The sequence below is a fragment of the Natronomonas amylolytica genome (assembly GCF_037031205.1).
In the GTDB taxonomy this organism is placed as follows: domain Archaea; phylum Halobacteriota; class Halobacteria; order Halobacteriales; family Haloarculaceae; genus Natronomonas; species Natronomonas amylolytica.
Window position 1 is genome coordinate 147,866 of sequence record NZ_JAYEZM010000008.1, and the last position, 20,614, is coordinate 168,479.

Genomic DNA, 20,614 nt, shown 5'->3' on the forward strand with positions numbered 1-20,614 from the left:
CCGGACGGGACCGCAGACACCCTACATCCCGGCCGAGGCGTCGAAGAAGGCTTAAATCGGCGGCCCCCGGAGGCCGTGACATGACCCAGTCGGCACGCGCGTTCGTTCCCGGCCACATCACGGGCTTTTTCAGCGCCCACCCCGACGAAGACCCGACGAAAGCCGGGTCACGGGGCGCCGGCATCGCGCTCGCGGAGGGTGTGACGGTCCGGGTCGAACCCGGCGACGGCCTCGAACTCAACGGCGAGGGACTCGACATCGAGGCGGTCGACCGGGTACTGGGCGCGCTCCGGACGGACGCGCGCGTCGTCGCCGAGACCGACCTGCCGCTCGGTTCCGGGTTCGGCGTCTCCGGCGCGCTCGCCTTGGGGACGGCGCTGGCGGCCAACGACGCCTTCGACCGCGGCCTCTCGGAGAACGAACTCGTCACCATCGCCCACGGCGCGGAGGTACAGGCGGGCACCGGCCTCGGCGACGTGGTCGGGCAGGCCCGCGGCGGCTTCCCCATCCGGCTCGACCCCGGCGCACCACAGTACGGCACGATGGACGGGATTCCCGCCCGCCGCGATATCGAGTACGTCACCTTCGGCGAACTCCCCACCGAGGAGGTCATCGGTGGCGACACCGCGGAACTGACCGCCGCCGGCAAGCAGGCGCTCTCCCAACTCGTCGCCGAGCCGACGCTGGAGACGTTCATGCACGCCTCCCGGCGCTTCGCCCGCGAGGCCGACCTGCTGACGCCGCAACTCCGGCGGGCGATTCAGGACGTGGCGGACGAAGGCGGCGAGGCTTCGATGGCGATGCTCGGCGAGACGGCCTTCGCGCTCGGCAGCGGCCTCAGCGATGCCGGCTACGACGCCGAGCGGTGTGGCGTCCATCCCGCCGGCGCGCACCTGTTATAGAATGGCCGCTAGAACGTGATGACTTCGTAGCCGTCGTCGACGAGCTACTTCATGCTCGGGTGGCCGTCGTATTCGTCGAGGACGACGAGTCCGGAGTCGTCGACGGCCTCCTCGGCACCGAAGGCGCCGGAACAGAAGTCACAGACGCCGATGTTGTCATTGACCGCCGAGTAGAGTTCGTGGTAATCGTGGTCGGGGTCTTCGAGCAGTTCGACCCACTGGGTCGCGGCGCCGTCGAAGATTACCTCGACCTCGTCGCCGGCCTCGATGAACTCCTTGGCAGCCTCCAGCGCGTTGAAGATGCGACCGGAGTTCTCGTGTCCGTCCGTCCCCGCCAGAATCAGGATTGCTGTTTTCGTCATTACGGACGAACGGATGCGTGGCGTGGGCAAAAGGGCGCCTCGCTCGTGTGCCGACGCCGCAGACTACCGAAAGCCGCCGATTTCCGCCGGTCAGTGATCGTGGTCGTGGAGATGCTCGGGTCGGCTGAACCGCCCGGAGAAGGCCCGCTGGACGACCTCCGAGAGGGCGGGATGGATATGAATCGACTCGCGGATGTCCTGTACGGTACCGGTCCCGGCTTTCATCGCCACGACGACCTCCTCGATGAGGTTCGAGGCCTCGGGGCCGATGATGTGACAGCCGATAATCTCGCCGTCGAGGTCGATGAGCACCTTCACGAACCCCTCGGCGTGCATCGCGCTCCCGCGGGCCGTCTCCTCGTAGGGGTAGGTCCGGACCGCGTAGTCGACGTCGTCCGCCCGGAGGGCCCCCTCGCGCAAACCGACGCCGGCGACCTCCGGCGAGGCGAAGACCGCGAAGGGCATCGCGGTGTAATCGACGGCTTCCATCTCGCCCCCGAAGACGTTGCGTGCGACCGCGCTGGCCTCGTGGTTCGCGCTGTGTTTCAGGAGGTACTCGCCGACGATGTCGCCGAGCGCCCAGACGCCCTCGGCGTCGGTCCGGAGGTACTCGTCGGTCTCGATGAAGCCCCCCGCGTCGGTCTCGACGCCCGTCGCATCGAGATTCAGCGTGCCCGAGTTGGGGCGGCGCCCCGCCGCGACAAGCAGCGTGTCGCCGGTGACCTCGACGCGGTCGGCGTCGGCGGGGGCCACAGCGTCGCCGCCGGCAGTCCGGACCGTCGACGCCTCGGGATACGGCCGCGCCTCGACGGTCACCTCGCCGTCGGCCTCCTCGGCGGCGACCGCCTCGTAGCCCGTGTAGACGTCGAACCGCTCCGCATAGCGGTCGGTGAAGGCCTCGCCGACCTCCTCGTCGGCCTCCGGCAGGAGGTTCGGGCGTCGGCCGACGATGCTCACGTCGCTGCCGAAGGTGCCGAAGAAGTGGCCCAGTTCCGCCGCGATGTAGCCGCCGCCGACGATGACCAGATGCTCGGGCGGTTCCTCCAGTTGAAGTGCTTCGGTACTCGTGAGGTAGTCGACCGACTCGATACCGTCGATGGGCGGAATCGAAGGCCGGGTGCCGGCGGCGATGAGGACCGTCTCCGCGCGGAGTTTCGCGCCGTCGTCCTCGCCCCCGGATATCTCGACCGTGCGGTCGTCGACGAAGCGCGCCTCGCCGTCGTAGAGTTCGTGTCGCGGCGACGATTCGAGGCCGCGTCGAATGGAGTCGGCGTCGCCCGAGACGTCCTCGTTGACCTCGCGGACGATTTCGGCGAAGTCGACGCCCTCGACGTCTGCGTGGATGCCGAACTCCTCGGCGCGCTCGACGGTCTCCAGGACCTCCGCGTGGTACAGCAGCATCTTCGAGGGGATACAGCCGCGGTTGAGACAGGTGCCGCCGAGCGGTCCCTTCTCGACGACGGCGACCGATTGGTCCTGATTGACGGCGACGTTCGCCACGTCCAGTCCCGACCCGGACCCGATGACCAGAAAGTCGAATTCGTCCATGGAGACGATTGGCGCGCCAGCGGCATTAAACCGAGTTCCGGTCCCCCGTGCCGGGCGCACGACCGCCGAATCGACGCCCATCGGCGGGAGCGTTTTTCCGACGTGCGCGCGTCGGATTCGCATATGCTGACGGCGACGCGGGCCACGGGAGGCCGGGCGTGAAGCGAGCGCCGTTCACGCGCCTCGAAGAGGCGGTGTTCCACGTCGAGCGGATGTACACGCCGTGGAACATTCAAATCGAGGTCGCAACGAGCGAGCGGATCGACCGGACGCGGCTCCGGGAGGCCGTCCGAACCGCCTACGCCATCCATCCGATTGCCAAGGCCCGTCGGCGTCCGGGTGGAAAAGAGGGGACCGACTACGACTGGGAGGTTCCGGACGAGGCGCCGGTCCCCATCGAGGTGGCGGAAGCGAGCGACGTCGACCTCGACGCGCTCCGCCAGCGGTTCTACGGCGACGGCATCGACCTCTCGACGTCACCCCCGTTGCGCCTGCTCGTCGTCCGAGGTGGAGGCGAGAGGGGCGACCTGCTGTGGGTCTGTTCGAGCCACGTCCCCATGGACGGCGTGGGCGCCTACCGAATCCTGCAGGCCATCTGTACCGCCTACCGAGGGGAGGAACCCAACCCGAGCCGATTCGCGTTCGGCGAATCCCGCGACGTGCTGGACGGGTTCCGGCCCGAGTCCTATCGCCGCCGGGTACGGTTGCTCGGGAAGACGGCGCAGCGTCTCGGCTACCTGCTCGACCCGCCATCGCGGTTGCCGGGGGCCGGCGCACCCGGAGTGGCCAGCTGGCGGTATCGCCACCGCCGACTCGACGACGGGGTCGTCGACGCACTCGGCGAGGGCGACGACGCCTCGGTCAACGACCACCTGCTCGCGGCGATGCATCTGACGCTCGACCGCTGGAACCGCGATTTCGGCGCTCCGGCGGAGAGGTTGAGCGTCATGATGCCGGTGAACCTCCGCCCGCGCGAGTGGTTCTACGAGGGGGTCGGCTTCTACACCTTCTTCGAGAGCGTCGCGACCGACGCAGTCGACCGACAGGATGCGGAGACGGCGCTCGGCCGGATAATCGACCAGACGCGGGAGATAAAGGCCGAACAGCGGTACCTCGGCTATCTGGAGTGGCTCAACCTCGTTCCCGGTGCGATACCGCTGTCGCTCAAGAAACGCCTGCCGAGACTGCTCGATGGTGTCGGTGGGCGACTGCTCGATACGGCCGTCCTGTCGAATCTCGGCCGGCTACCGGAGCCGTTGCCCGCCCTCTCGGGTGAGACGCCCGAATCGACGTGGTTTACGGCGCCGTGCTGGCTCCCGACGCCGGTCAGCATCGGCGCCGCCACCGTCGGCGAGGAGATGCATCTCGGCTTTCGCTACACGCAGTCGGCGTTCGATGCGGAGAAAGCGGACGCGTTCGCCGACCGCTACTGCGAGCGGGTGGCCGAAATCGTCTGAGACTCAGTTCTCGCAGATGTCGACGAAGTTCTCGAAGACCTCGTCGCCCTGTTCGGTGTGGGCGACCTCGGGGTGCCACTGGACGCCGTAGAGGTCGCGGTCGGTGTCGCTCATGGCTTCGACGCCGCAGACGTCGCTTTTCGCGGTGCGGACGAAGCCCTCGGGGACCTCCTTGACCTCGTCGGCGTGGCTGGCCCACACGCGGGTGTTGGGAGCGAGCGACCCGACGAGGGGGTCCTCGTCGTCCACGATATCGACGGTCACGTCGGCGTAGCCGCCGTACTCGCCCGAGTCGACCCGGCCGCCGAGTTCGTCGGCGATGAGTTGCATGCCGAGACAGATGCCGAAGACGGGGACGTCGAGGTCCAGATACTCGCGGGAGTTGCCGACCCGGTCCATGTCGGGGCCGCCGGAGAGGACGATGCCGTCGGCGTCGACGTCCTCGGGGGCGGTGTCGTTGTCGATGAGGTCGGTGTCGATGCCGAGGTCACGCAGCGCGCGGTGTTCGAGATGGGTGAACTGCCCGTGGTTGTCGACCACGACGATTCGCGTCATTGGGTGTCCGTATCGGGCCAACCCGTAAAAAGCGTCTGAAAGACGTGCTAGCGCGCTACGGAGATGTGCCTCGGATGGATACTGCCCGGAAGCCGAACCGATGCCAGGGGTCGGCAACCGTGATGAACATCCGAATCAGACATATTATCACCCACCTTGTGAATTAATCACCTTTTACAATTAATACTTTAGGCGTCGGGCCGTTGCAGAGGGTATACGGAGTCATCAATGTCATCGAACACGTCCTCCCCCAATACAGTCGACAGTCCCACACAGACGGAGCCGGACTCGGCGCTCGCGGTCGCTCGCCGCCAGCTCCGTCGGGCCGCGGCGTTCGTCGACATCGACCCGAACACCGTCGAGCGGCTCGAAGACCCCTCCGCCGTCCACGAGGTAACGGTCCCCATCGAGCGCGACGACGGCACCGTCGAGACCTACACGGGCTATCGCGCCCAGCACAACAGCGTTCGCGGCCCCCACAAGGGCGGCCTGCGGTTCCACCCCGACGTCACCCGCGAGGAATCCATCGGGCTGTCGATGTGGATGACGTGGAAATGCGCCGTCATGGACCTCCCCTTCGGCGGCGCGAAGGGCGGCATCGTCGTCGACCCCAAGGACCTCTCGACCGACGAGAAGGAACGGCTCACGCGCCGCTTCACCGAGGAACTCCGGGACGTCATCGGCCCGAACACCGACATCCCCGCGCCCGACATGGGCACCGACGCCCAGACGATGGCGTGGATCATGGACGCCTACTCGATGCAGGAAGGCGAAACCCAGCCCGGCGTCGTCACCGGCAAACCACCGGTCATCGGCGGGAGCTACGGCCGCGACGAGGCACCGGGTCGCAGCGTCGCCATCGCCACCCGGCAGGCGCTGGACTACTACGACAAGCCCCTCGACGAGGCGACCGTCGCCGTTCAGGGCTTCGGCAGCGTCGGCGCCAACGCCGCCCGCCTGCTGGACGACTGGGGCGCCGACGTCGTCGCCGTCAGCGACGTCAACGGCGCCATCTACGACCCCGACGGCCTCGATATCGAGGCCATCCCGACCCACGAGGAGGAACCCGAGGCCGTCACGAAGCAGGACGGCGAACTCATCACCAACGACGAACTGCTCGAACTCGACGTCGACGTGCTCGCACCCTGTGCCATCGGGAACGCCATCACCGAGGAGAACGTCAACGGCATCCGGGCCGACATCATCGTCGAGGGCGCCAACGGCCCGACGACCTTCGCCGCCGACACCGTCCTCGCCGACCGGGACATCCCGGTCATCCCGGACATCCTCGCCAACGCCGGCGGCGTCACCGTCTCGTACTTCGAGTGGCTCCAGGACATCAACCGCCGCTCGTGGTCGCTGGAGAAGGTCAACAGCGAACTGAACGCCGAGATGGAGAAGGCGTGGGCCGCCGTCGAGGACGCCTACGAGCACCACCCCGATGCGACGTGGCGGGACGCCGCCTACGTCGTCGCCCTCGAACGGCTCTCGAAGGCCCACGACGCACGCGGGCTGTGGCCGTAACTCGGCCGGTCTGAACAACGTCTCTGATTTATTTCATTTATAAAGAAGCGGCCCTGTCGAGACCCTCAGTCGTCGACCGGGTTCGTTCCTGCGTCGAGGCCCTGACGTGGCGAATTTTTAAGCCGCCATCGGGAGAAACCATCGTGTGGCATGATACCACTTCAACAAGGAATCTCCCTCGACCCACAACAGTACGTCCCGGCACTGGTGAGTGCGGCCACCACGGTCGTGTTGTTCGTCGTCGTGTTCGTCGTCATCTACCTGCTCGGGAAGTATTTCGTGACCCGAGCGGTGAAACGCAGTCTCAGGCAACGGGGCTTCGATGAGGCGCTCGTCGGGTTGGTGGTCAGTACGACCGTCGTAATCGTCGCCGTCGTGGCGGTGGCGCTGGCCGCGACGGTGGCGGGCTTCGGCGTCGTCCTGGCGGCGTTTGCCACCCTCGGCGGTGCGCTCGCGCTCGCGGTCGGTTTCGCCGCCCAGGACCTCATCGCCAACTTCGTCGCCGGCGTGTTCATCATTCAGGATGAACCGTTCACGGTCGGCGACTGGGTCGAGTGGGACGGGAACAGCGGCGTGGTTCGGGACATCCAACTGCGGGTGACGAGACTGGACACGTTCGACAACCAACTGGTCACCGTTCCGAACAGCGACCTCGCCAGCGCGGCGGTAATCAATAACGTGGAGAACGACCAACGCCGGGTGTCGGTCGACTTCGGTATCGGATACGGCGACGACATCGAGCAGGCACGGGACGCCATCATCGACGAGGGGACACGAATCGACGGCGTTCTCGAGAAGCCGGCGCCCACCGCGCCCGTCACGGGACTCGGTGACTCGGCTGTCGTACTCCAGGGGCGAATCTGGATCGACCCGACCGAGAGTAGCTACGGGGCGATACGCGCACAGTTCCTCGAAGCGGTCAAGCAGCGCTTCGATAGCGAAGGAATCGACATGCCCTATCCGAATACGGAACTCTCAGGTGGGATAGAGGTAACGAACGCCGGAGAGGTCGAGGGGGTTTCCGGCGACTGAAACGGGCAACTCGTGGTTTGCTGAAGACTCTCGAGTAGTTCAACCGAGTCGAAGAAGCACGCGTGACATCCGCCGAGCGTACAAAAAGCGGGCTACGAGTGGGTTTCAGTCGTCGGCCAAGACGGGCGTCTCCTCGTTGGCAACCAGCCGGTCCAGCGCGTCGACCATCGCGCGGACGGAGGCGGTGGTGATGTCCGAATCGGAGGCGGCGACGGTGACCGAGCGGTCGCCGCGGGTCATCTCGACTTCCACGGTGACGACGGCGTCGGTGCCGCCGGTGATGGCGTCGACGTGGTAGGAATCGAGTTGCGCGTTGGCAGCCGACCCGAGCGCCGAGCGGACCGCAGCGATGGCGGCGTCGACGGGGCCGGAGCCGGTCCCGGAGGCGACCCGTTCCGCGCCGTCGACTTCCAGTCGGACCGACGCCGTGGGCGTCCCGCTGCCGGAGGCGGCGGTGAGGTCGACCAGTTCGACGCGGCGGTCGCGTTCGCGACCCTGGACCTCCTCGGCGATGGTCAGGAGGTCGGCGTCGGTGACGCGCTTGCCGCGGTCGCCCAGTTCCTTGACGCGGGCGACGATTTCGCCGAGTTCGTCGTCGGTGACCTCGACGTCGTGTTCCCGGAGGCCTGCCTCGACGCCGGCGCGACCGGCGTGTTTCCCGAGGACGAGGCGCCGTTCGCGGCCCACCTTCTCGGGCGGGTAGGGCTCGTACATGGCGTCGTCCTTGAGGGTACCGTCGGTGTGGATGCCGGACTCGTGGGTGAAGGCGTTCTCGCCGATGACGGCCTTGTTCGGCGGCAGCGGCACGTCCGTCGCCGAGGAGACGAGTTGGCCGAGTTCGTAGAGCATCTCGGTATCGAGGGTCTCGACGCCGTAGCCGTGGTCCAGCGCCATGGCGACCTCCTCGATGGCGACGTTGCCGGCCCGTTCGCCGATGCCGTTGATGGTGCCGTGGACGAGGTCGGCGCCGGCGGCGAGGCCCGCCAGCGTGTTCGTGACCGCAAGCCCGAGGTCGTCGTGGGTGTGCATCGACGTCGGGCCGAGGTCGGAGAGGCGGTCGTATATCTCGAACATCCGGTCGGGCGTGGCGTGGCCGACGGTGTCGGGCGCACAGACGCGGTCGGCGCCCGAATCGATGGCCGCACCCATGAGTTCCTCCAGAAAGTCGATGTCGGCGCGGGAGCCATCCTCACCGAGGACCTCGACCCAGAGGCCGTGGTCCTTGGCGTATTCCACGAGGTCGACGGTCGTGTCGACGACATCCTCGTGGGTGGTGTCGAGTTTCTCCTCGACGTGGCGGTCGCTGGCGGGCACGACGAGGTTGACGCCGTCGACGCCGCAGTCCAAGGCGAGGTCGATGTCGTTGCGGACCCCGCGGGCGAAACTCGTCACGCGCGCGTCGAGGTCGAGGTCGGTGACGCGGGCGATGGTCTCCCGTTCGCCCGGCCCGGTGCAGGCGCTGCCGGCCTCGATGACCGAGACGTTGGCCGCATCGAGCGCGCGGGCGATCTCCGCCTTCTCCTCGGGCGACAGGGAGATGCCGGGGGCCTGTTCGCCGTCGCGGAGCGTGGTATCCAGAAACTGTACCTCACGGTCTGAGAGAGCCATCGCTGTGGGATGGTCCTCGAATAAGCGAGTCACGGTAGAATCCTCTGTATTAGACGAGCGGTCGAATTTCTCGACCAGCCGCCTTGCGGCGACTTACTCTATCCTCTGCCGGGGTGGAGTTCGGCATGGCTGTATCTCCCACAATGGGATGGGTGTTGATTAAGGTGCGGGTTTCCGCAGGATTGGCATCCGAACCGCTCAAGCGCGGTCATGGCCCTCGATGCGGACTCTATCGCCCGTTTCGACGCCAGCGGCGGCGTCCGCCGGCATCTCGATGACGGTATCGGCCCGCGCCCGTCCGTGGCCCGTCCACGCCGAGAGCCGTTTCACCTGCTGGACCTCGTCGTCGACCAGCCACACCGTATCGATATCGAAGGGGACACAGACCATGTGGAGGCCGCGCTGCCGGGGCTTCGAGAAGGGAAACACCAGCGCGTAGTCGTCGGGAATCGACCGCCGGAACATCAGGCCGAGACCCTGGGAGAGGAGTCCGTCGGCGAGTTCGACGTCGCTGGCCAGCGTTCGCTTCTCGCCGTCGACCTCGTGTACGACGCGCACGTCGCTTGCTGTGACGGCGACGGATAAAAAGCCACCCTGAGCGCAAGCGTTGAAATCCCGCGACGCCTCACGCCCGATATGGAGAAGACGCCGCAGGGAACGTCGGTCGGCGTCGACGACCCCTACGAGGTCGTCGAGCGGTGCGATTACCTCACCGACGACGGCCGGTGTCGCTACGCGGCCGAACACGGCCACCACGATTCGGAGTTCGCCCGCGAGCGCCACGAGGACGATTTGCGGTGTCCGGCAGCCGACCCTGACGGGGAATGGGACTGGGACGACTGCCCGCATTTCCGGGCCCGCCAGCGCTCGAAGGAGTGCATCCGCTGTGGCATCGAGGAACGCCGACTCGCCCACGACGACGAGCGGCCCCTGCTGGAGGAACACCACCTCGAATACCCCGACGACGACCGCCGGGAGTTGGCCCACGAGATTACGGTGTATCTCTGTCGGTGGTGTCACGCGAAGATTCACGACTCGTGGGCACGCATCGACGACGACGCCTCGCCGGACCCCGAGGCCATCGCCGCGGCGGAGGGCCGCCGCTCGAAGGAACACGAGGAGTTGTCCTTCGAGACGGCGGCCGAGCGGTTCGGCGACGAATCCGGGGCCGAATAAGCGGGCCGTCGGTCCTTATATATCGTTCCAACCCGGAATACGAGGTGTGCAGGAGTACCAGCGCAAACAACTCCTCGAACGCGTCGACCGCGAGAGTTCGACAGTCGGCGTGGACATCCCCGAGCGCATCGACGTGCAGGGCGAGGAGGTGGAGCTACAGGAGTTCGTCTTCGAAATCAAGCGCCGCGAGACGGTGCCGCCCGGCGAGCGCGACCGCGTCGAGCAGGCCAAGAAGAACCTCCGCCGCGAGCGCCTCCAGCGCCGCCAGAAAATCGAGGACGGCGACATTTCCTTCGAGGAAGGCGAGGAAATCGCCGAGGGCATCATCGGCATCGACCGGGCGCTCGAAGCCCTCGAGAACCTCGGCCACGAGGACGTGCAGGCCGAAGCCGATAGACAGGAAGCGATGGACCAGAAGCGGTGGATGAACTTCCTGAAGCAGGCGCTGGGTCACGACGACGACGGACCGCAGGTTCGCGGCCCCTAACAGACCATGAGCAAGAACGCAGAAGTCGCCGCCGAACTCGAAGCGATGGCCGACCACCTCGAAGCCCGCGACGTCGACTACAAGCCGAACATCTACCGGCGTGCGGCCGACAGCATCCGCGGCCACACCGTCGCCGTCGAGACCCTCTACGAGGAGGGCGGCAAGGAGGCCCTCAAGGAAATCGACGACGTTGGCGACGCCATCGCCTCGAAGACGGCGGAGTTCATCGAGACCGGCCACATCGAGGAACTGGAGGAACTCCGCGAGGAGATGCCCGTCGAGATGGACGCCCTGACGGCGGTCGAAGGGGTCGGCCCGAAGACCGTCGCCGCCCTCTACGACGCGCTGGGAATCGAGACGCTCGACGACCTCGAAGCCGCCGCCGAGGCCGGCGAGATTCAGGAGGTCAAGGGCTTCGGCCCGAAAACCGAGGAGAACATCGTCCAGAACATCCCCTTCGCCCGCGAGTCCCGCGAGCGGAGCCTGCTCGGTGAGGCCCGCCCCGTCGCCGACCGCGTCACGGCGTTCTTCGAGGGCGTCGATGCGGTCGACCGCGTCGACGTCGCCGGCTCCATCCGCCGGTGGCGGCCGACCATCGGCGACGTGGACGCACTGGCTGCCAGCGAGGACTTCGAGGCCGTCATCGACGCCTTCGAAGGGTGGGAGGAGACCGACGAGGTCATCGAGGCCGGCACGAACAAGGCCAGCGTCCGCTCCAACGGCCTCCGCGTCGACCTCCGGGTCGTCGTGCCCGAGGAGTTCGGCGCCGCCCTCCAGTATTTCACGGGCAGCAAGGACCACAACATCGCGGTCCGTAACCGGGCTATCGACATGGACCTGAAGGTCAACGAGTACGGCGTCTTCGACATCTCCGAACTCGGTTCGGACGGCTCGTCGGACTCGTCCGACGGTGTCTCGGGCGTGGAGGACCCGGATTCGGGCCAGCGCGTCGGCGAGCGCGTCGCCGGCGAAACCGAAGAGGAGGTCTACGCCGCCGTCGATATGGACTGGATGCCGCCGGAACTCCGCGAGAACCGCGGTGAGGTCGAAGCCGCCGCCGACGGCTCCCTGCCGGACCTCCTGACGGGCGAGGACATCAACGGCGACCTCCACTTCCACACGAACTACTCCGATGGCGACGAGTCCATCGAGCGGATGGTCGAGGCCGCCGCCGAGTTCGGCCACGACTACGTCTCCGTCGGCGACCACGCCACCGGCCCCGGGATGGTCGGCGGCGTCGGCCTCTCCGACGAGGAACTGCTCGACCAGATGGAGGCGATTCGCGCCGTCGCCGAGGAGACCGATATCGAGGTGTTCGCGGGCGTCGAGGCCAACATCGACGAGGACGGAGGCATCTCGGTCGGCGACGACGTGCTGGCGGAACTGGACTGCGTCGTCGCCTCGCCGCACAGCGGCCTCGACGGCGACGGCACCGACCGCCTCGTGGCGGCCATCGAACACCCGGAGGTCGACATCATCGGCCACCCCACGGGTCGGATGCTCAACCAGCGCCCCGGCCACGACATCGACATCGACCGGGTCGCCGAAGCCGCCGCCGACAACGGGACGGCCCTCGAAATCAATTCGGACCCGCGCCGGCTCGACCTCCGGTCGAGCAACGCCAAGGCCGCAATCGAGGCCGGAGCGACCATCTCCGTCAACACCGACGCCCACCGCCCCGGCGCCTTCGAGTACATGCGCTTCGGCGTCCACACCGCCCGCCGCGGCTGGTGTGAACCCGACGACGTGCTCAACTGCCGGGACGTCGAGGGGCTTCGGGACTTCCTCGGACTGTGACGGGGGCGCTCTTCTTGCTGCATAGCTCGAACGAGATACCTCTCCCCTGGTGGAATGGAAGGGCGAGGGGAGATGGCGACGAAGTGGAGTCGCTGAGAAGGCCCTATCCGACCGAAGGGAGGATATCCTTCTCAGCGACCGCCATCCCTCCGAGGGCTTCCGGGGTGACTGCGGTGCTGTCAGAAGTGGTCGTTCCGAAATGACCACCGGAAACGAATCGGACGAAACCGAGCAAATCGAAGCCGGCGTTCGACCCGAAACGGACGCCTTCCTCCTCGACGTGATGCTCGGCAAACTGGCCGTCTATCTCCGACTCGCGGGGTACGATACGGCCTATGCCGGTGACCGAGGTATCGAGGCGGACGACCTGATTCTCGAACTCGCAGAGGCAGAAGACAGAATCCTCCTCACCCGAGACGTGCAGTTGGCCGCACAGGCCGACGAATCCATCCTGCTGTCGGCGAAGCCCGTCGAGGACCAGTTGGCGGAACTCCGCGAGGCGGGCGTCGAACTGGAAGCCGACGCGGAGCCGTCACGCTGTGGACGGTGTAACGGCCGCCTCGATTCGGTGCCGGCAGGCGCCGATACGCCCGATTACGCGCCGGACCCCGCCGAAACCGACTGCTGGCGCTGTCGGGCGTGTGGACAGGTGTTCTGGAAGGGGAGCCACTACGAACGGATGAAGAAGGCGCTCGGTTAGGATTGGGTGTTCGGCGACCACTCCTCGCAGGCCTCCATGTCGTCCATCGCTTCGCCGTGGAGGCCGCAGTAGGGGACCATCCCCTCGTCGGTGCGGACGTAGCGGAAGTGTCCGCAGTTGCCGCAGTAGCGGTCGTCCGGCGAGGGCGCGCTGGCGGGCCTCTCGTCGAGGAACTCGGCGTCGTCGGTCGTCGCGCCGCCGTCGGTAACGCTCAGGTCGTCGCCGAAGCCGGGGTTTGCGGCCCGGCCCGACGACTGAGAATCGGTTCCCGAACGGCTTCGGGACCCAGCCGAACCGGCCGCCGAATCGGAGGACCCCTGTGAGCCGCCGGCCGAATCGCGGTTGGTCTGTGTCTCCACTTCGCCGTCGGGGTCGGCCCCGAGCAGGCCGATGCCGCCGAGCGTACCCCGAAGGTCGTCGCCCTCGACTTCGACGATTTTCGTCTCGCCGCCTTTCGTGATTTCGAGTTTGACGGTGCCGCCGGGGTCGTTGCGGGCCTTGAAGCTCGCGACCGACGCGAAGAGGCTCCAACTCGTGACGAGTGCGCCGGTGAAGTAGACGCCCGCGACGACGAGTGTCATCGAGGTGTTGCCGGAGCCGCCGACCCAGTCGACGGGGTAGGCGGCGTTGAACAGCACGACGCCGACGAGACTGATGAGTCCGCCCGCGGCGGCGCCGACCCTGACGTGGCGTTCGGCCCGCGGCAGGACGATTATCGTACCGAGCAGCAGCGCTGGAAGTCCGAGGCCACCCAGGACCCCCGCGTAGTTCCGCGCCTCGAACAGGTCGAGGCCGAGCGATTGGGACAGTTCGGTGGCTGCGATGACGATGCCGGCAACGAGCAGTACCGCGCCGACCCCAAACAGCGCGACACCGGCATACAGCCGCCGGAGGCTGGCCCCGTTTCCTCCCTCGTAGACCTCCGTGAGGCTAGCCATAGGGTTTCGTTCCGTCTCAACACACAAAACACTACGTCAGACACGCGCAAGACGGCGGGCGATTCGCGGCCGTCAGAGTCCACACAACGCCGATTCGGCGGCCGCCGTGAACCGCGGTCGCTCACTCCCGCTCGGTCTCCGCGGCCATCCGCCGGAGGCGCTCGATGCGCGCGTCGGTCGACGGATGGGTGCGGAACGGCCCGGTCGCCCCCTCGCGTTCGGAGGGCGGCAGGATGTCGATGGCCGTGACCGAATCCTCCCACGCCCGGAGGTCGGTCTCCGGCGTCCGTCGCTCCTCGTCAAGCCGCCGGAGGGCACTCGACAGCGCCGCGGGCGACCCGGTGAGCGCGGCTCCAGCGGTGTCGGCGCTCAACTCTCGGCCGCGGGAGAAGACGGCGACCCCCAGCTGGCCGAACCACTTCAGCCCGCGGAAGAGGGCGTTCCAGAGCCAGTCGCCGACGTCGTAGTCGCTCGGGTTCTGGTCGATCCAGTCGTCGGCCGCCAGCACGGGCGCCAGCGCCGCGCCCATGATGCGGCTGTCCTGATTCGCGAGGTGGCTCACCTCGTGGGCGAGGACGGCCTCCAGTTCCGCCTCCTCGAGCGCCTCGACGAGGCCGCGGGAGACGACGACGACGGCGCTCGTGCCCGTCCCGATGGTAAAGGATTCCGGCCGGTCGGTCTCGGCGACGCGTACCTCCGGGGGCGGCACGTCCGCGAGTTGGGCGAGGCGGTGGGTGGTCCGCTCGACCTCGGGGGCAGCGTCTTCGGCCAGAACCGTCTCATCGAGCAGGTTCTCGCGGAGACTGCCGATCTCCTGGCGCACCTCGCCGACGGTACCGACGACGGCGAGGGCCGCCCCCACGAGGAAGACGACGAGCAGACTGTCCAGCGCCGACAGCGCCGCCGAGAGCGCGACGCCGATGGCGATGATACCCTCGACGACGAGGAGATAGAGGCTTCCGAGCGCGACGACCGAGAGGGTCGCCGACGCCGGGTCGGTCGGCGGCAGGAGCGTGTCGGCGCTCGTATAGCGGGCGATCTGCTCCCAGCCGTAGACGATGCCGACGAGAACGAGCAACGCCAGCGGTGCGACGGCCGTCGACGGCACCGGCGTCATCGCCGACACGCGCGGCATCGTGAGGACGAACTCGTAGATTCGGAAGAGCCACCCCCACACGATGAAGCCGAAGAAAGCACCGAAGACGCTGATGATGAGGCTCAAAACCAGCGTCAGCGTCCCGAGGATACAGAGGGCGAAGACGGTTCGGACGAGGAGCGAAAACCGGAGACGGAGGCCGAGCGTTACGGTCGGCACCCCGTTCGGACCGATAGTGAAACTTTCTCCGAGTTCGAGCGTCGATAAGCGGGCGTATCAGTCGTCGATGCTTCCGGCTTCCTCGCCCATCTCGCGAATCGCGCGTTCGGCGGCCGCGAGGGCGGCGTCGGCGTCGAACGATTCGATGATGGCGTCGAGTTCCTCGTCGCTGGCGTCGGCCAACTGGCGGGCGTGCTCGGTGATGTTCGGAACCGCTCGAATCAGGTTGTCGATGATGGGGACGGTCGCCGACTGCGCCGACCGGGACATCGGATTGAGGTCGACGACGAGTTCGGTCTTGCCCATCTCGGCCAGTGCCTCGGCGCGGTCGCCGTCCTCCAGCGGGACGAGGACGACGTCGGCGCTGCCGATGCCGTCGGCGTCGACTTTCGCGCGCTCGTGGTCGAGGCCGGGAATCCGGCCGTCGGCTTGCAGGCCCTTGACCTCCTCGGCGCCGTGCTCGCGGAGGTGTTCGACGATTCGCTCCATGCGCTCCTCGGTGCGGTTGAAGAGGTTGACTTCGAGGTCCGCGCCCGTCACCTCGGCGAGTTCGACCAGTTCGCCGGGCGCCAGCGCGGCGGCGTTGCCGTTGACCGAGAGGACGGCGTGGTCGGCCGCCAAGAGGTGGGCGGCCGCCGCTCGCTCGGCGTCGTCGGCGCTCGGCAGCGTCTCCTCGCCGAGCAGGTAGTCGAAGGCCTCGCCGCGGCCCTGTGCGATGAGTCCCTGCCGGGAGGTGATGCCGAGGTCGACCCCCTCCTCGATGCGGTGTCGCGTGATGAGCGACTCGTAGCGGGGATGTGACTCCGGAATCTCCGCGTCAGTCATGGCTGAAGTTCGGCGACGGCATCGTAAAAGGCTCCCGTTCCCTCGCGTCGACGCCCCCGGGAGGCATCGGGGTCGTCGCTGTCGGCAAACGACGGCCGCCGACCGCAGGCATATCCCTCGGGAGCGCCTCCACCCCGTATGGTCAACCAGTTCATCGACGGCGAGTGGGTCACCGACTACGACCCCACCAACGAGGCCGGCGAGTTCGAACGCCAGCCGACCAGCTTCCGTGACCGGGTCGACCCCGAGGAGGCCGAATCGGGCCGCTATCACCTCTACGTCTCCTATGCCTGTCCGTGGGCCCACCGGACGCTCGTGACGCGGAAACTGCTCGGTCTCGAAGACGCCATCTCGGTCGACGTGGTCGACCCCTACCGCGACGACGGCGGCTGGCAGTTCACGCCCGAGAAGGCGGGGTGTACCACCGACTCCATCCACGGCGCCGACTACCTCCGGGAGGTCTACGTCGAGGCCGACCCCGAGTACACGGGCCGGGTGACGGTGCCCGTGCTGTGGGACCGCCAAGAGGGAACCATCGTCAACAACGAGTCCCGCGAGGTCATACGGAACCTGACGACGGCCTTCGCGGAGTTGGGCAACGGCGTCGACCTCGCGCCCGTGGACCTCCGTGACGACATCGACGATGCCCTCGACGACATCTACGAACCCATCAACAACGGCGTCTATCGGACCGGCTTTGCCGACACGCAGGCGGCCTACGACGAGGCCGTGACCGAACTGTTCGACGCTCTCGACTACTGGGACGACGTGCTCGCCGACCAGCGCTATCTCGTCGGTGACCGCCTCACCGAGGCCGATATCGCGATGTACACCACGCTGGTCCGCTTCGACGAGGTCTACCACACCCACTTCATGTGCAACCACAGGCTCATCCGCGAGTACGACCACCTCTGGCCGTATCTCCGCGACCTCTACGGGACCGACGGCTTCGGCGAGACGACCCACATGGACCACATCACGGAACACTACTACACGACCCACCCCGACGTCAGCCCCAAGCGCATCGTGCCGATGGGGCCGGACCCCGATTTCGAGGCGCCACACGACCGCGACGAACTGGCCGGCGAACCCCCGGTCTAACCCGCCGACTGCGGCCCCTTTTGTACCTCCTGCGCAGGACCCGCCGCTTGCGTTACGCATATATGTGTGCGTGGTATACTCACGCATGCAATGCCGGACACGAAACGAGGCCGCGAACGGAAAGGTCAGAAGAAGCGGGAACAACGCCGTGAATACGAGATCGAGCGGGCACTCGAAGCCCGTGACCGCGACCTCGAGTTCGAGGAACTCTACGAGGGAGAGGAAATAGAGCTCTGACCGTCCGTTCGACCTTCTTCTGCCGTCGTCTCTCCGCCGGACCGAAATCGGCATAGTCGTCGACCCCTGAACACCCGATAATGCAGCGTCGCCAGTACCTACGGGCGTGTCTCGGCGTCGGAACCACCGCAACGGCCGCCACCGCCGGCTGTACCGGCCTGCTGGAGACCCGTCAGGTCGCGTCGACGCCCCCCCTCCTCGAGGACCGACCGGAGCGGGTCTACTTTCCGACCCACGTCGACGGCATGGAGATGGTCGGAAGGGCCCGCTCGGAAGACGACGAGTACGCCGTCGCGGTCACCTACACCTACCCCCATCGGTTCTGGCGGGTCGATGCGACCACCGAATCCGTCGAGGACGCGAACCTCCACGACGTCGACGGCAGCAAGGACGCCCACCTGATGGCGCTGGTCTGGGACCCCGAAACCGAGCGCGTCCTCCCCGAGACCGGCGTCACCATCGACATCGCCAAGGACGGCGAACCGCTCGACGAGCAGGTCATCTACCCCATGCTCTCGCCGCGGATGGGCTTTCACTACGGCGCGAACTTCCGGCTGGACGGCGACGGCGACTACGAGGTGACCGTCTCGGTCGGCGCCCCGAACGTCCGCCGAACCGGCGACTATCGCGACCGCTTCGAAGACCCCGGCAGCGCGACCGTCGACTTCCCGTTCAGTACCGAAACCCGCGACAACCTCGCCGTCGAGCGGACGACCGACCGCGCGGGCGAGGCGGCGGTCCCGCCGGTCATGGACATGGACGTGCCGGTGGGCGTCTCGCCGGACCCCGCGTCGCTGCCGGGGGAGCATCACGGCACCGCCGAAAGCGGCGACGCCCGTTTCGAGGTACTCACCCTCGATTCGCCGCCGGCGGGCGTCGAGGGCGAAGACGCCGGCTATCTCGCCGTGTTGGCGCGGACGCCGCACAACGACCTCGTCTTGCCCGCGATGGCGCTGTCGGCCACCGTCGACCGCGACGGCGAATCGGTCTTCGATGGCCGACTCACCCGGACCTTCGACAGCGACCTCGGCTATCACTTCGGCGCGGCCGTCGACGCCCGCGCCGGTGACGACCTGACCCTTTCGGTCGATACCCACCCGCAGGTCGCCCGCCACGAGGGCTACGAGACCGCCTTCCTCCAGTTGCCCGACGCCGAACTGGGCCTGTAGCCGCCGCCGTTTTGCCCTCCCGGTCCGTACCGCCGTCCGTGGCACCCGAGTGTGTCGTCTGTGGGACCGAAACCCCGGTCAGCGACGCCTGCCCGCATTGCGGCGCTGCCTGCTGTACCGCACATCAGCCCCCCGAGGCCCACGACTGCCCCGGGACCGACGCCGGCGACACCTCGGGATGGCGACTGGACCTCGACGGCCGCGACGGGAGTGACGGCGACCGGCCGTCCGAACCCCTCTCGTCGCTGTTCCGCCCCGGCATCGGACTGGCCGTCCTGACCCTGCTTGTCGTCGTCGCCGCCCTCGCCGCGGTCGCGTGGGGCGGCCCCCTCGGTGGCGACCTCGATACGGGCGCTGTCGAAGACCACATCGAGGACCGGAGCGACGAGAAACGAGTCGCGGCCGACGTCGGCGAGACCAGACACGACGCGACGCTGGCGGCCGTCGCCCGCAACCACAGCCGCGACATGCGGGACCGCGGCTTCGTCAACCACACGAACCCGGACGGCGAGGACCCCGAAGACCGGGTCCGAGCGGCCGGACTCGACTGTCTCCCCGGCGAGAACATCTATCAGGCCCCGCGCGGCGCCCTGGCCAGTTCGGAGGCCGGCCTCGCCGACCACGTCGTCCGGTCGTGGATGGATTCGCCGGGCCACCGCCGGACACTCCTCCGGGAGCGGTACACCCGGCAGGGCGTCGGCGTCGCCGTCGGCGACGACGCCGTCTACGTGACGCAGTTGTTCTGTTGAAGCGGCATCGAGGCTACGGCTCCCCGAGGACCTCGTGGCGCCGGTAGAGGTAGACGGCGCCGAAGACGACGTTCACCAGCGGGACCAGCAGGCCGATGACCCACAGCGCGGCGTTCGGCAGCCAGTCGCTGTTAGCACCCACGTACTTGCTATCGAAGTACGCCGACAGCGGCAGGCCGATCCACGCGGTGACGGTCAGCAGGCCGAACAGTGCATCCACGGCCGGCGAGATATCGGACGGCAACAGCAACACCAGCACCCACAGGCCGAGACACCCGCCGACGCCGTACCACCACGAATCCGAGACGGTCGTTTCGGTGGGCGTGCTTTGGGTGGGTCGGGTCGCGTTCTCGTTGCGGACGCCGCATTCGGGACAGATCTCGGCTTCCTTCTTGATGGCGGCGCCACAGGACGTACAGAAGACCTCGTCGGCGCCCTTCTGCCGTCCCATCAGTCGTTGACGTACTGGCGCTGGAACTCCTCGTCGGTCTTGGTGAGGTAGAGTATCCCCTCGATGAGTCCGACGATGGCCGGGATACCTGTCCAGAAGAAGCACAGGTACAGGATGCCCATACCGGTCTCACCGAGGTAGAACTTGTGGGCGCCGATCCATCCGAGGAGAATCGCGAGGATGCCCGCCGTCGCCCGGTCCTTCGAACCGCTCGACGCCGAGGGCTTCTGCCGGACGCCACACTCGGGACAGATCTCGGCTTCCTTCTTGATTATCTCCCCACAGCTCGAACAGTACTGCTCGTCCGGACCGGGCGAGCCGCTCGCCGTGTTCGAAGCGGGCTCGCGGCCCGGCGATTCGTCCGCCGTCGCCTCCTCTGCAGGCGTCTCGTCGGTCGGCTCCTCGGCCGGTTCGAACCCGCCGCTTTCGTCGGCGGTGTCGTCGCCGTTTTCGTCTCGCTCTGACATGGAATTTGGTGGCGGGGCGGGCCTTATATATCTAGTCGTCCTATCGGCGGTAGTGTTCAGATAAGCTGATTCCATGCGAAGGCGAAAGCTCGAAGCCAATCGTCGGCGGTGTCTGCTTCGGCGTTGCTGAAACAGTTCGAAAAGCTGGTAGTTCGTCGTTTTATCTCACGAAAGACACGTTCGGCGCTGTTCCGATTTCCGTGTTTTTCGTATC

Annotated in this window: 22 protein-coding genes and 1 pseudogene; 12 read left to right on the forward strand and 11 right to left on the reverse strand. The window is 67.2% G+C overall.

The window, feature by feature from the left end; translation table 11 throughout:
- Positions 1 to 80: 80 nt before the first annotated feature.
- A complete protein-coding gene (locus tag U5914_RS12970) occupies positions 81 to 902 on the forward strand; it encodes a pantoate kinase (RefSeq protein ID WP_336136195.1) in 822 nt (273 codons plus the stop codon).
- Between the two features lie 44 nt (positions 903 to 946).
- Here the strand turns inward: U5914_RS12970 and U5914_RS12975 are convergent, their stop codons facing one another.
- The gene (locus U5914_RS12975) at positions 947 to 1,264 is read right to left on the reverse strand and encodes a hypothetical protein (RefSeq protein ID WP_336136196.1); all 318 of its coding nucleotides are present in this window, start codon (positions 1,262 to 1,264) and stop codon (positions 947 to 949) included.
- Between the two features lie 90 nt (positions 1,265 to 1,354).
- Positions 1,355 to 2,812 carry a dihydrolipoyl dehydrogenase gene (locus U5914_RS12980; protein WP_336136197.1) on the reverse strand — a complete coding sequence of 486 codons (1,458 nt, stop codon included), beginning with the start codon at positions 2,810 to 2,812 and terminating at the stop codon, positions 1,355 to 1,357.
- A gap of 158 nt (positions 2,813 to 2,970) precedes the next feature.
- Between U5914_RS12980 and U5914_RS12985 the strand changes: the two genes are divergently transcribed.
- Positions 2,971 to 4,269, forward strand: coding sequence for a condensation domain-containing protein (locus U5914_RS12985; RefSeq protein WP_336136198.1), 1,299 nt, complete (start codon positions 2,971 to 2,973; stop codon positions 4,267 to 4,269).
- A 3-nt stretch (positions 4,270 to 4,272) separates the two neighbouring features.
- On the opposite strand, the gene U5914_RS12990 is transcribed toward U5914_RS12985, so the two are convergent.
- Complete coding sequence (locus U5914_RS12990) at positions 4,273 to 4,824, reverse strand: GMP synthase subunit A (RefSeq protein WP_336136199.1); 552 nt, start codon at positions 4,822 to 4,824, stop codon at positions 4,273 to 4,275.
- 228 nt (positions 4,825 to 5,052) lie between these two features.
- On the opposite strand from U5914_RS12990, the gene gdhB reads away from it, so the two are divergent.
- Both gdhB and U5914_RS13000 read left to right on the forward strand, forming a co-directional pair.
- Positions 5,053 to 6,348 carry a glutamate dehydrogenase GdhB gene (gdhB, locus tag U5914_RS12995; RefSeq protein WP_336136200.1) on the forward strand — a complete coding sequence of 432 codons (1,296 nt, stop codon included), beginning with the start codon at positions 5,053 to 5,055 and terminating at the stop codon, positions 6,346 to 6,348.
- Positions 6,349 to 6,498: 150 nt separating this feature from the next.
- Positions 6,499 to 7,380, forward strand: coding sequence for a mechanosensitive ion channel family protein (locus U5914_RS13000; RefSeq protein ID WP_336136201.1), 882 nt, complete (start codon positions 6,499 to 6,501; stop codon positions 7,378 to 7,380).
- A 105-nt stretch (positions 7,381 to 7,485) separates the two neighbouring features.
- On the opposite strand, the gene U5914_RS13005 is transcribed toward U5914_RS13000, so the two are convergent.
- The gene (locus U5914_RS13005; RefSeq protein WP_336136202.1) at positions 7,486 to 8,988 is read right to left on the reverse strand and encodes a (R)-citramalate synthase; all 1,503 of its coding nucleotides are present in this window, start codon (positions 8,986 to 8,988) and stop codon (positions 7,486 to 7,488) included.
- A gap of 198 nt (positions 8,989 to 9,186) precedes the next feature.
- Positions 9,187 to 9,546 carry a DUF192 domain-containing protein gene (locus U5914_RS13010; protein WP_336136203.1) on the reverse strand — a complete coding sequence of 120 codons (360 nt, stop codon included), beginning with the start codon at positions 9,544 to 9,546 and terminating at the stop codon, positions 9,187 to 9,189.
- Positions 9,547 to 9,624: 78 nt separating this feature from the next.
- Between U5914_RS13010 and U5914_RS13015 the strand changes: the two genes are divergently transcribed.
- The 4 genes from U5914_RS13015 to U5914_RS13030 all read left to right on the forward strand — a co-directional run bounded on the left by U5914_RS13015 (position 9,625) and on the right by U5914_RS13030 (position 13,148).
- A complete protein-coding gene (locus U5914_RS13015; RefSeq protein ID WP_336136204.1) occupies positions 9,625 to 10,164 on the forward strand; it encodes a DUF7097 family protein in 540 nt (179 codons plus the stop codon).
- Positions 10,165 to 10,210: 46 nt separating this feature from the next.
- Positions 10,211 to 10,651, forward strand: coding sequence for a DUF5788 family protein (locus U5914_RS13020; RefSeq protein WP_336136205.1), 441 nt, complete (start codon positions 10,211 to 10,213; stop codon positions 10,649 to 10,651).
- Positions 10,652 to 10,657: 6 nt separating this feature from the next.
- Positions 10,658 to 12,448, forward strand: a complete 1,791-nt coding sequence (locus tag U5914_RS13025) for a helix-hairpin-helix domain-containing protein (RefSeq protein WP_336136206.1) — start codon at positions 10,658 to 10,660, stop codon at positions 12,446 to 12,448.
- A 199-nt stretch (positions 12,449 to 12,647) separates the two neighbouring features.
- On the forward strand, positions 12,648 to 13,148 hold the full coding sequence (locus U5914_RS13030; RefSeq protein ID WP_336136207.1) for a Mut7-C RNAse domain-containing protein: 501 nt from the start codon (positions 12,648 to 12,650) through the stop codon (positions 13,146 to 13,148).
- Here the strand turns inward: U5914_RS13030 and U5914_RS13035 are convergent.
- From U5914_RS13035 to U5914_RS13045, 3 genes are all read right to left on the reverse strand, one after another.
- On the reverse strand, positions 13,145 to 14,086 hold the full coding sequence (locus tag U5914_RS13035) for a cell division protein CdpA domain-containing protein (protein ID WP_336136208.1): 942 nt from the start codon (positions 14,084 to 14,086) through the stop codon (positions 13,145 to 13,147). The two genes, U5914_RS13030 and U5914_RS13035, sit on opposite strands and share 4 nt — an antisense overlap.
- 121 nt (positions 14,087 to 14,207) lie before the next feature.
- The gene (locus U5914_RS13040) at positions 14,208 to 15,401 is read right to left on the reverse strand and encodes a M48 family metallopeptidase (RefSeq protein WP_336136209.1); all 1,194 of its coding nucleotides are present in this window, start codon (positions 15,399 to 15,401) and stop codon (positions 14,208 to 14,210) included.
- A 57-nt stretch (positions 15,402 to 15,458) separates the two neighbouring features.
- Positions 15,459 to 16,226 carry a 4-phosphopantoate--beta-alanine ligase gene (locus U5914_RS13045; protein WP_336136210.1) on the reverse strand — a complete coding sequence of 256 codons (768 nt, stop codon included), beginning with the start codon at positions 16,224 to 16,226 and terminating at the stop codon, positions 15,459 to 15,461.
- 138 nt (positions 16,227 to 16,364) lie between these two features.
- Between U5914_RS13045 and U5914_RS13050 the strand changes: the two genes are divergently transcribed.
- The 4 genes from U5914_RS13050 (at position 16,365) to U5914_RS13065 (ending at position 19,482) form a co-directional block, all read left to right on the forward strand.
- Positions 16,365 to 17,327 carry a glutathione S-transferase family protein gene (locus U5914_RS13050; RefSeq protein ID WP_336136211.1) on the forward strand — a complete coding sequence of 321 codons (963 nt, stop codon included), beginning with the start codon at positions 16,365 to 16,367 and terminating at the stop codon, positions 17,325 to 17,327.
- A gap of 90 nt (positions 17,328 to 17,417) precedes the next feature.
- Positions 17,418 to 17,564, forward strand: coding sequence for a hypothetical protein (locus tag U5914_RS13055; protein WP_336136212.1), 147 nt, complete (start codon positions 17,418 to 17,420; stop codon positions 17,562 to 17,564).
- A gap of 80 nt (positions 17,565 to 17,644) precedes the next feature.
- Positions 17,645 to 18,733, forward strand: coding sequence for an iron transporter (locus tag U5914_RS13060; protein ID WP_336136213.1), 1,089 nt, complete (start codon positions 17,645 to 17,647; stop codon positions 18,731 to 18,733).
- Between the two features lie 38 nt (positions 18,734 to 18,771).
- Entirely contained in the window at positions 18,772 to 19,482 is a 711-nt protein-coding gene (locus U5914_RS13065) for a CAP domain-containing protein (protein ID WP_336136214.1), read from the forward strand.
- Positions 19,483 to 19,495: 13 nt separating this feature from the next.
- Here the strand turns inward: U5914_RS13065 and U5914_RS13070 are convergent, their stop codons facing one another.
- From U5914_RS13070 to U5914_RS13080, 3 genes and pseudogenes are all read right to left on the reverse strand, one after another.
- Positions 19,496 to 19,933 (reverse strand): zinc ribbon domain-containing protein, encoded by a 438-nt coding sequence (locus U5914_RS13070; RefSeq protein WP_336136215.1) that lies wholly within the window; start codon positions 19,931 to 19,933, stop codon positions 19,496 to 19,498.
- A complete protein-coding gene (locus U5914_RS13075; protein ID WP_336136216.1) occupies positions 19,933 to 20,400 on the reverse strand; it encodes a TM2 domain-containing protein in 468 nt (155 codons plus the stop codon). The genes U5914_RS13070 and U5914_RS13075 overlap by 1 nt, the downstream gene beginning before the upstream one ends.
- A gap of 56 nt (positions 20,401 to 20,456) precedes the next feature.
- Positions 20,457 to 20,614: pseudogene (locus U5914_RS13080) on the reverse strand (IS6 family transposase); the annotation flags it as partial.

What these genes read in the sequence shown, in the direction of transcription:
- U5914_RS12970 (WP_336136195.1), top strand. Translation starts at nt 81, where the DNA reads ATGACCCAGTCGGCACGCGCGTTCGTTCCCGGCCACATCACGGGCTTT.
- U5914_RS12975 (WP_336136196.1), bottom strand. Translation starts at nt 1,264, where the DNA reads ATGACGAAAACAGCAATCCTGATTCTGGCGGGGACGGACGGACACGAG.
- U5914_RS12980 (WP_336136197.1), bottom strand. Translation starts at nt 2,812, where the DNA reads ATGGACGAATTCGACTTTCTGGTCATCGGGTCCGGGTCGGGACTGGAC.
- U5914_RS12990 (WP_336136199.1), bottom strand. Translation starts at nt 4,824, where the DNA reads ATGACGCGAATCGTCGTGGTCGACAACCACGGGCAGTTCACCCATCTC.
- gdhB (WP_336136200.1), top strand. Translation starts at nt 5,053, where the DNA reads ATGTCATCGAACACGTCCTCCCCCAATACAGTCGACAGTCCCACACAG.
- U5914_RS13000 (WP_336136201.1), top strand. Translation starts at nt 6,499, where the DNA reads ATGATACCACTTCAACAAGGAATCTCCCTCGACCCACAACAGTACGTC.
- U5914_RS13005 (WP_336136202.1), bottom strand. Translation starts at nt 8,988, where the DNA reads ATGGCTCTCTCAGACCGTGAGGTACAGTTTCTGGATACCACGCTCCGC.
- U5914_RS13015 (WP_336136204.1), top strand. Translation starts at nt 9,625, where the DNA reads ATGGAGAAGACGCCGCAGGGAACGTCGGTCGGCGTCGACGACCCCTAC.
- U5914_RS13025 (WP_336136206.1), top strand. Translation starts at nt 10,658, where the DNA reads ATGAGCAAGAACGCAGAAGTCGCCGCCGAACTCGAAGCGATGGCCGAC.
- U5914_RS13030 (WP_336136207.1), top strand. Translation starts at nt 12,648, where the DNA reads ATGACCACCGGAAACGAATCGGACGAAACCGAGCAAATCGAAGCCGGC.
- U5914_RS13035 (WP_336136208.1), bottom strand. Translation starts at nt 14,086, where the DNA reads ATGGCTAGCCTCACGGAGGTCTACGAGGGAGGAAACGGGGCCAGCCTC.
- U5914_RS13045 (WP_336136210.1), bottom strand. Translation starts at nt 16,226, where the DNA reads ATGACTGACGCGGAGATTCCGGAGTCACATCCCCGCTACGAGTCGCTC.
- U5914_RS13050 (WP_336136211.1), top strand. Translation starts at nt 16,365, where the DNA reads ATGGTCAACCAGTTCATCGACGGCGAGTGGGTCACCGACTACGACCCC.
- U5914_RS13055 (WP_336136212.1), top strand. Translation starts at nt 17,418, where the DNA reads ATGCCGGACACGAAACGAGGCCGCGAACGGAAAGGTCAGAAGAAGCGG.
- U5914_RS13060 (WP_336136213.1), top strand. Translation starts at nt 17,645, where the DNA reads ATGCAGCGTCGCCAGTACCTACGGGCGTGTCTCGGCGTCGGAACCACC.
- U5914_RS13070 (WP_336136215.1), bottom strand. Translation starts at nt 19,933, where the DNA reads ATGGGACGGCAGAAGGGCGCCGACGAGGTCTTCTGTACGTCCTGTGGC.
- U5914_RS13075 (WP_336136216.1), bottom strand. Translation starts at nt 20,400, where the DNA reads ATGTCAGAGCGAGACGAAAACGGCGACGACACCGCCGACGAAAGCGGC.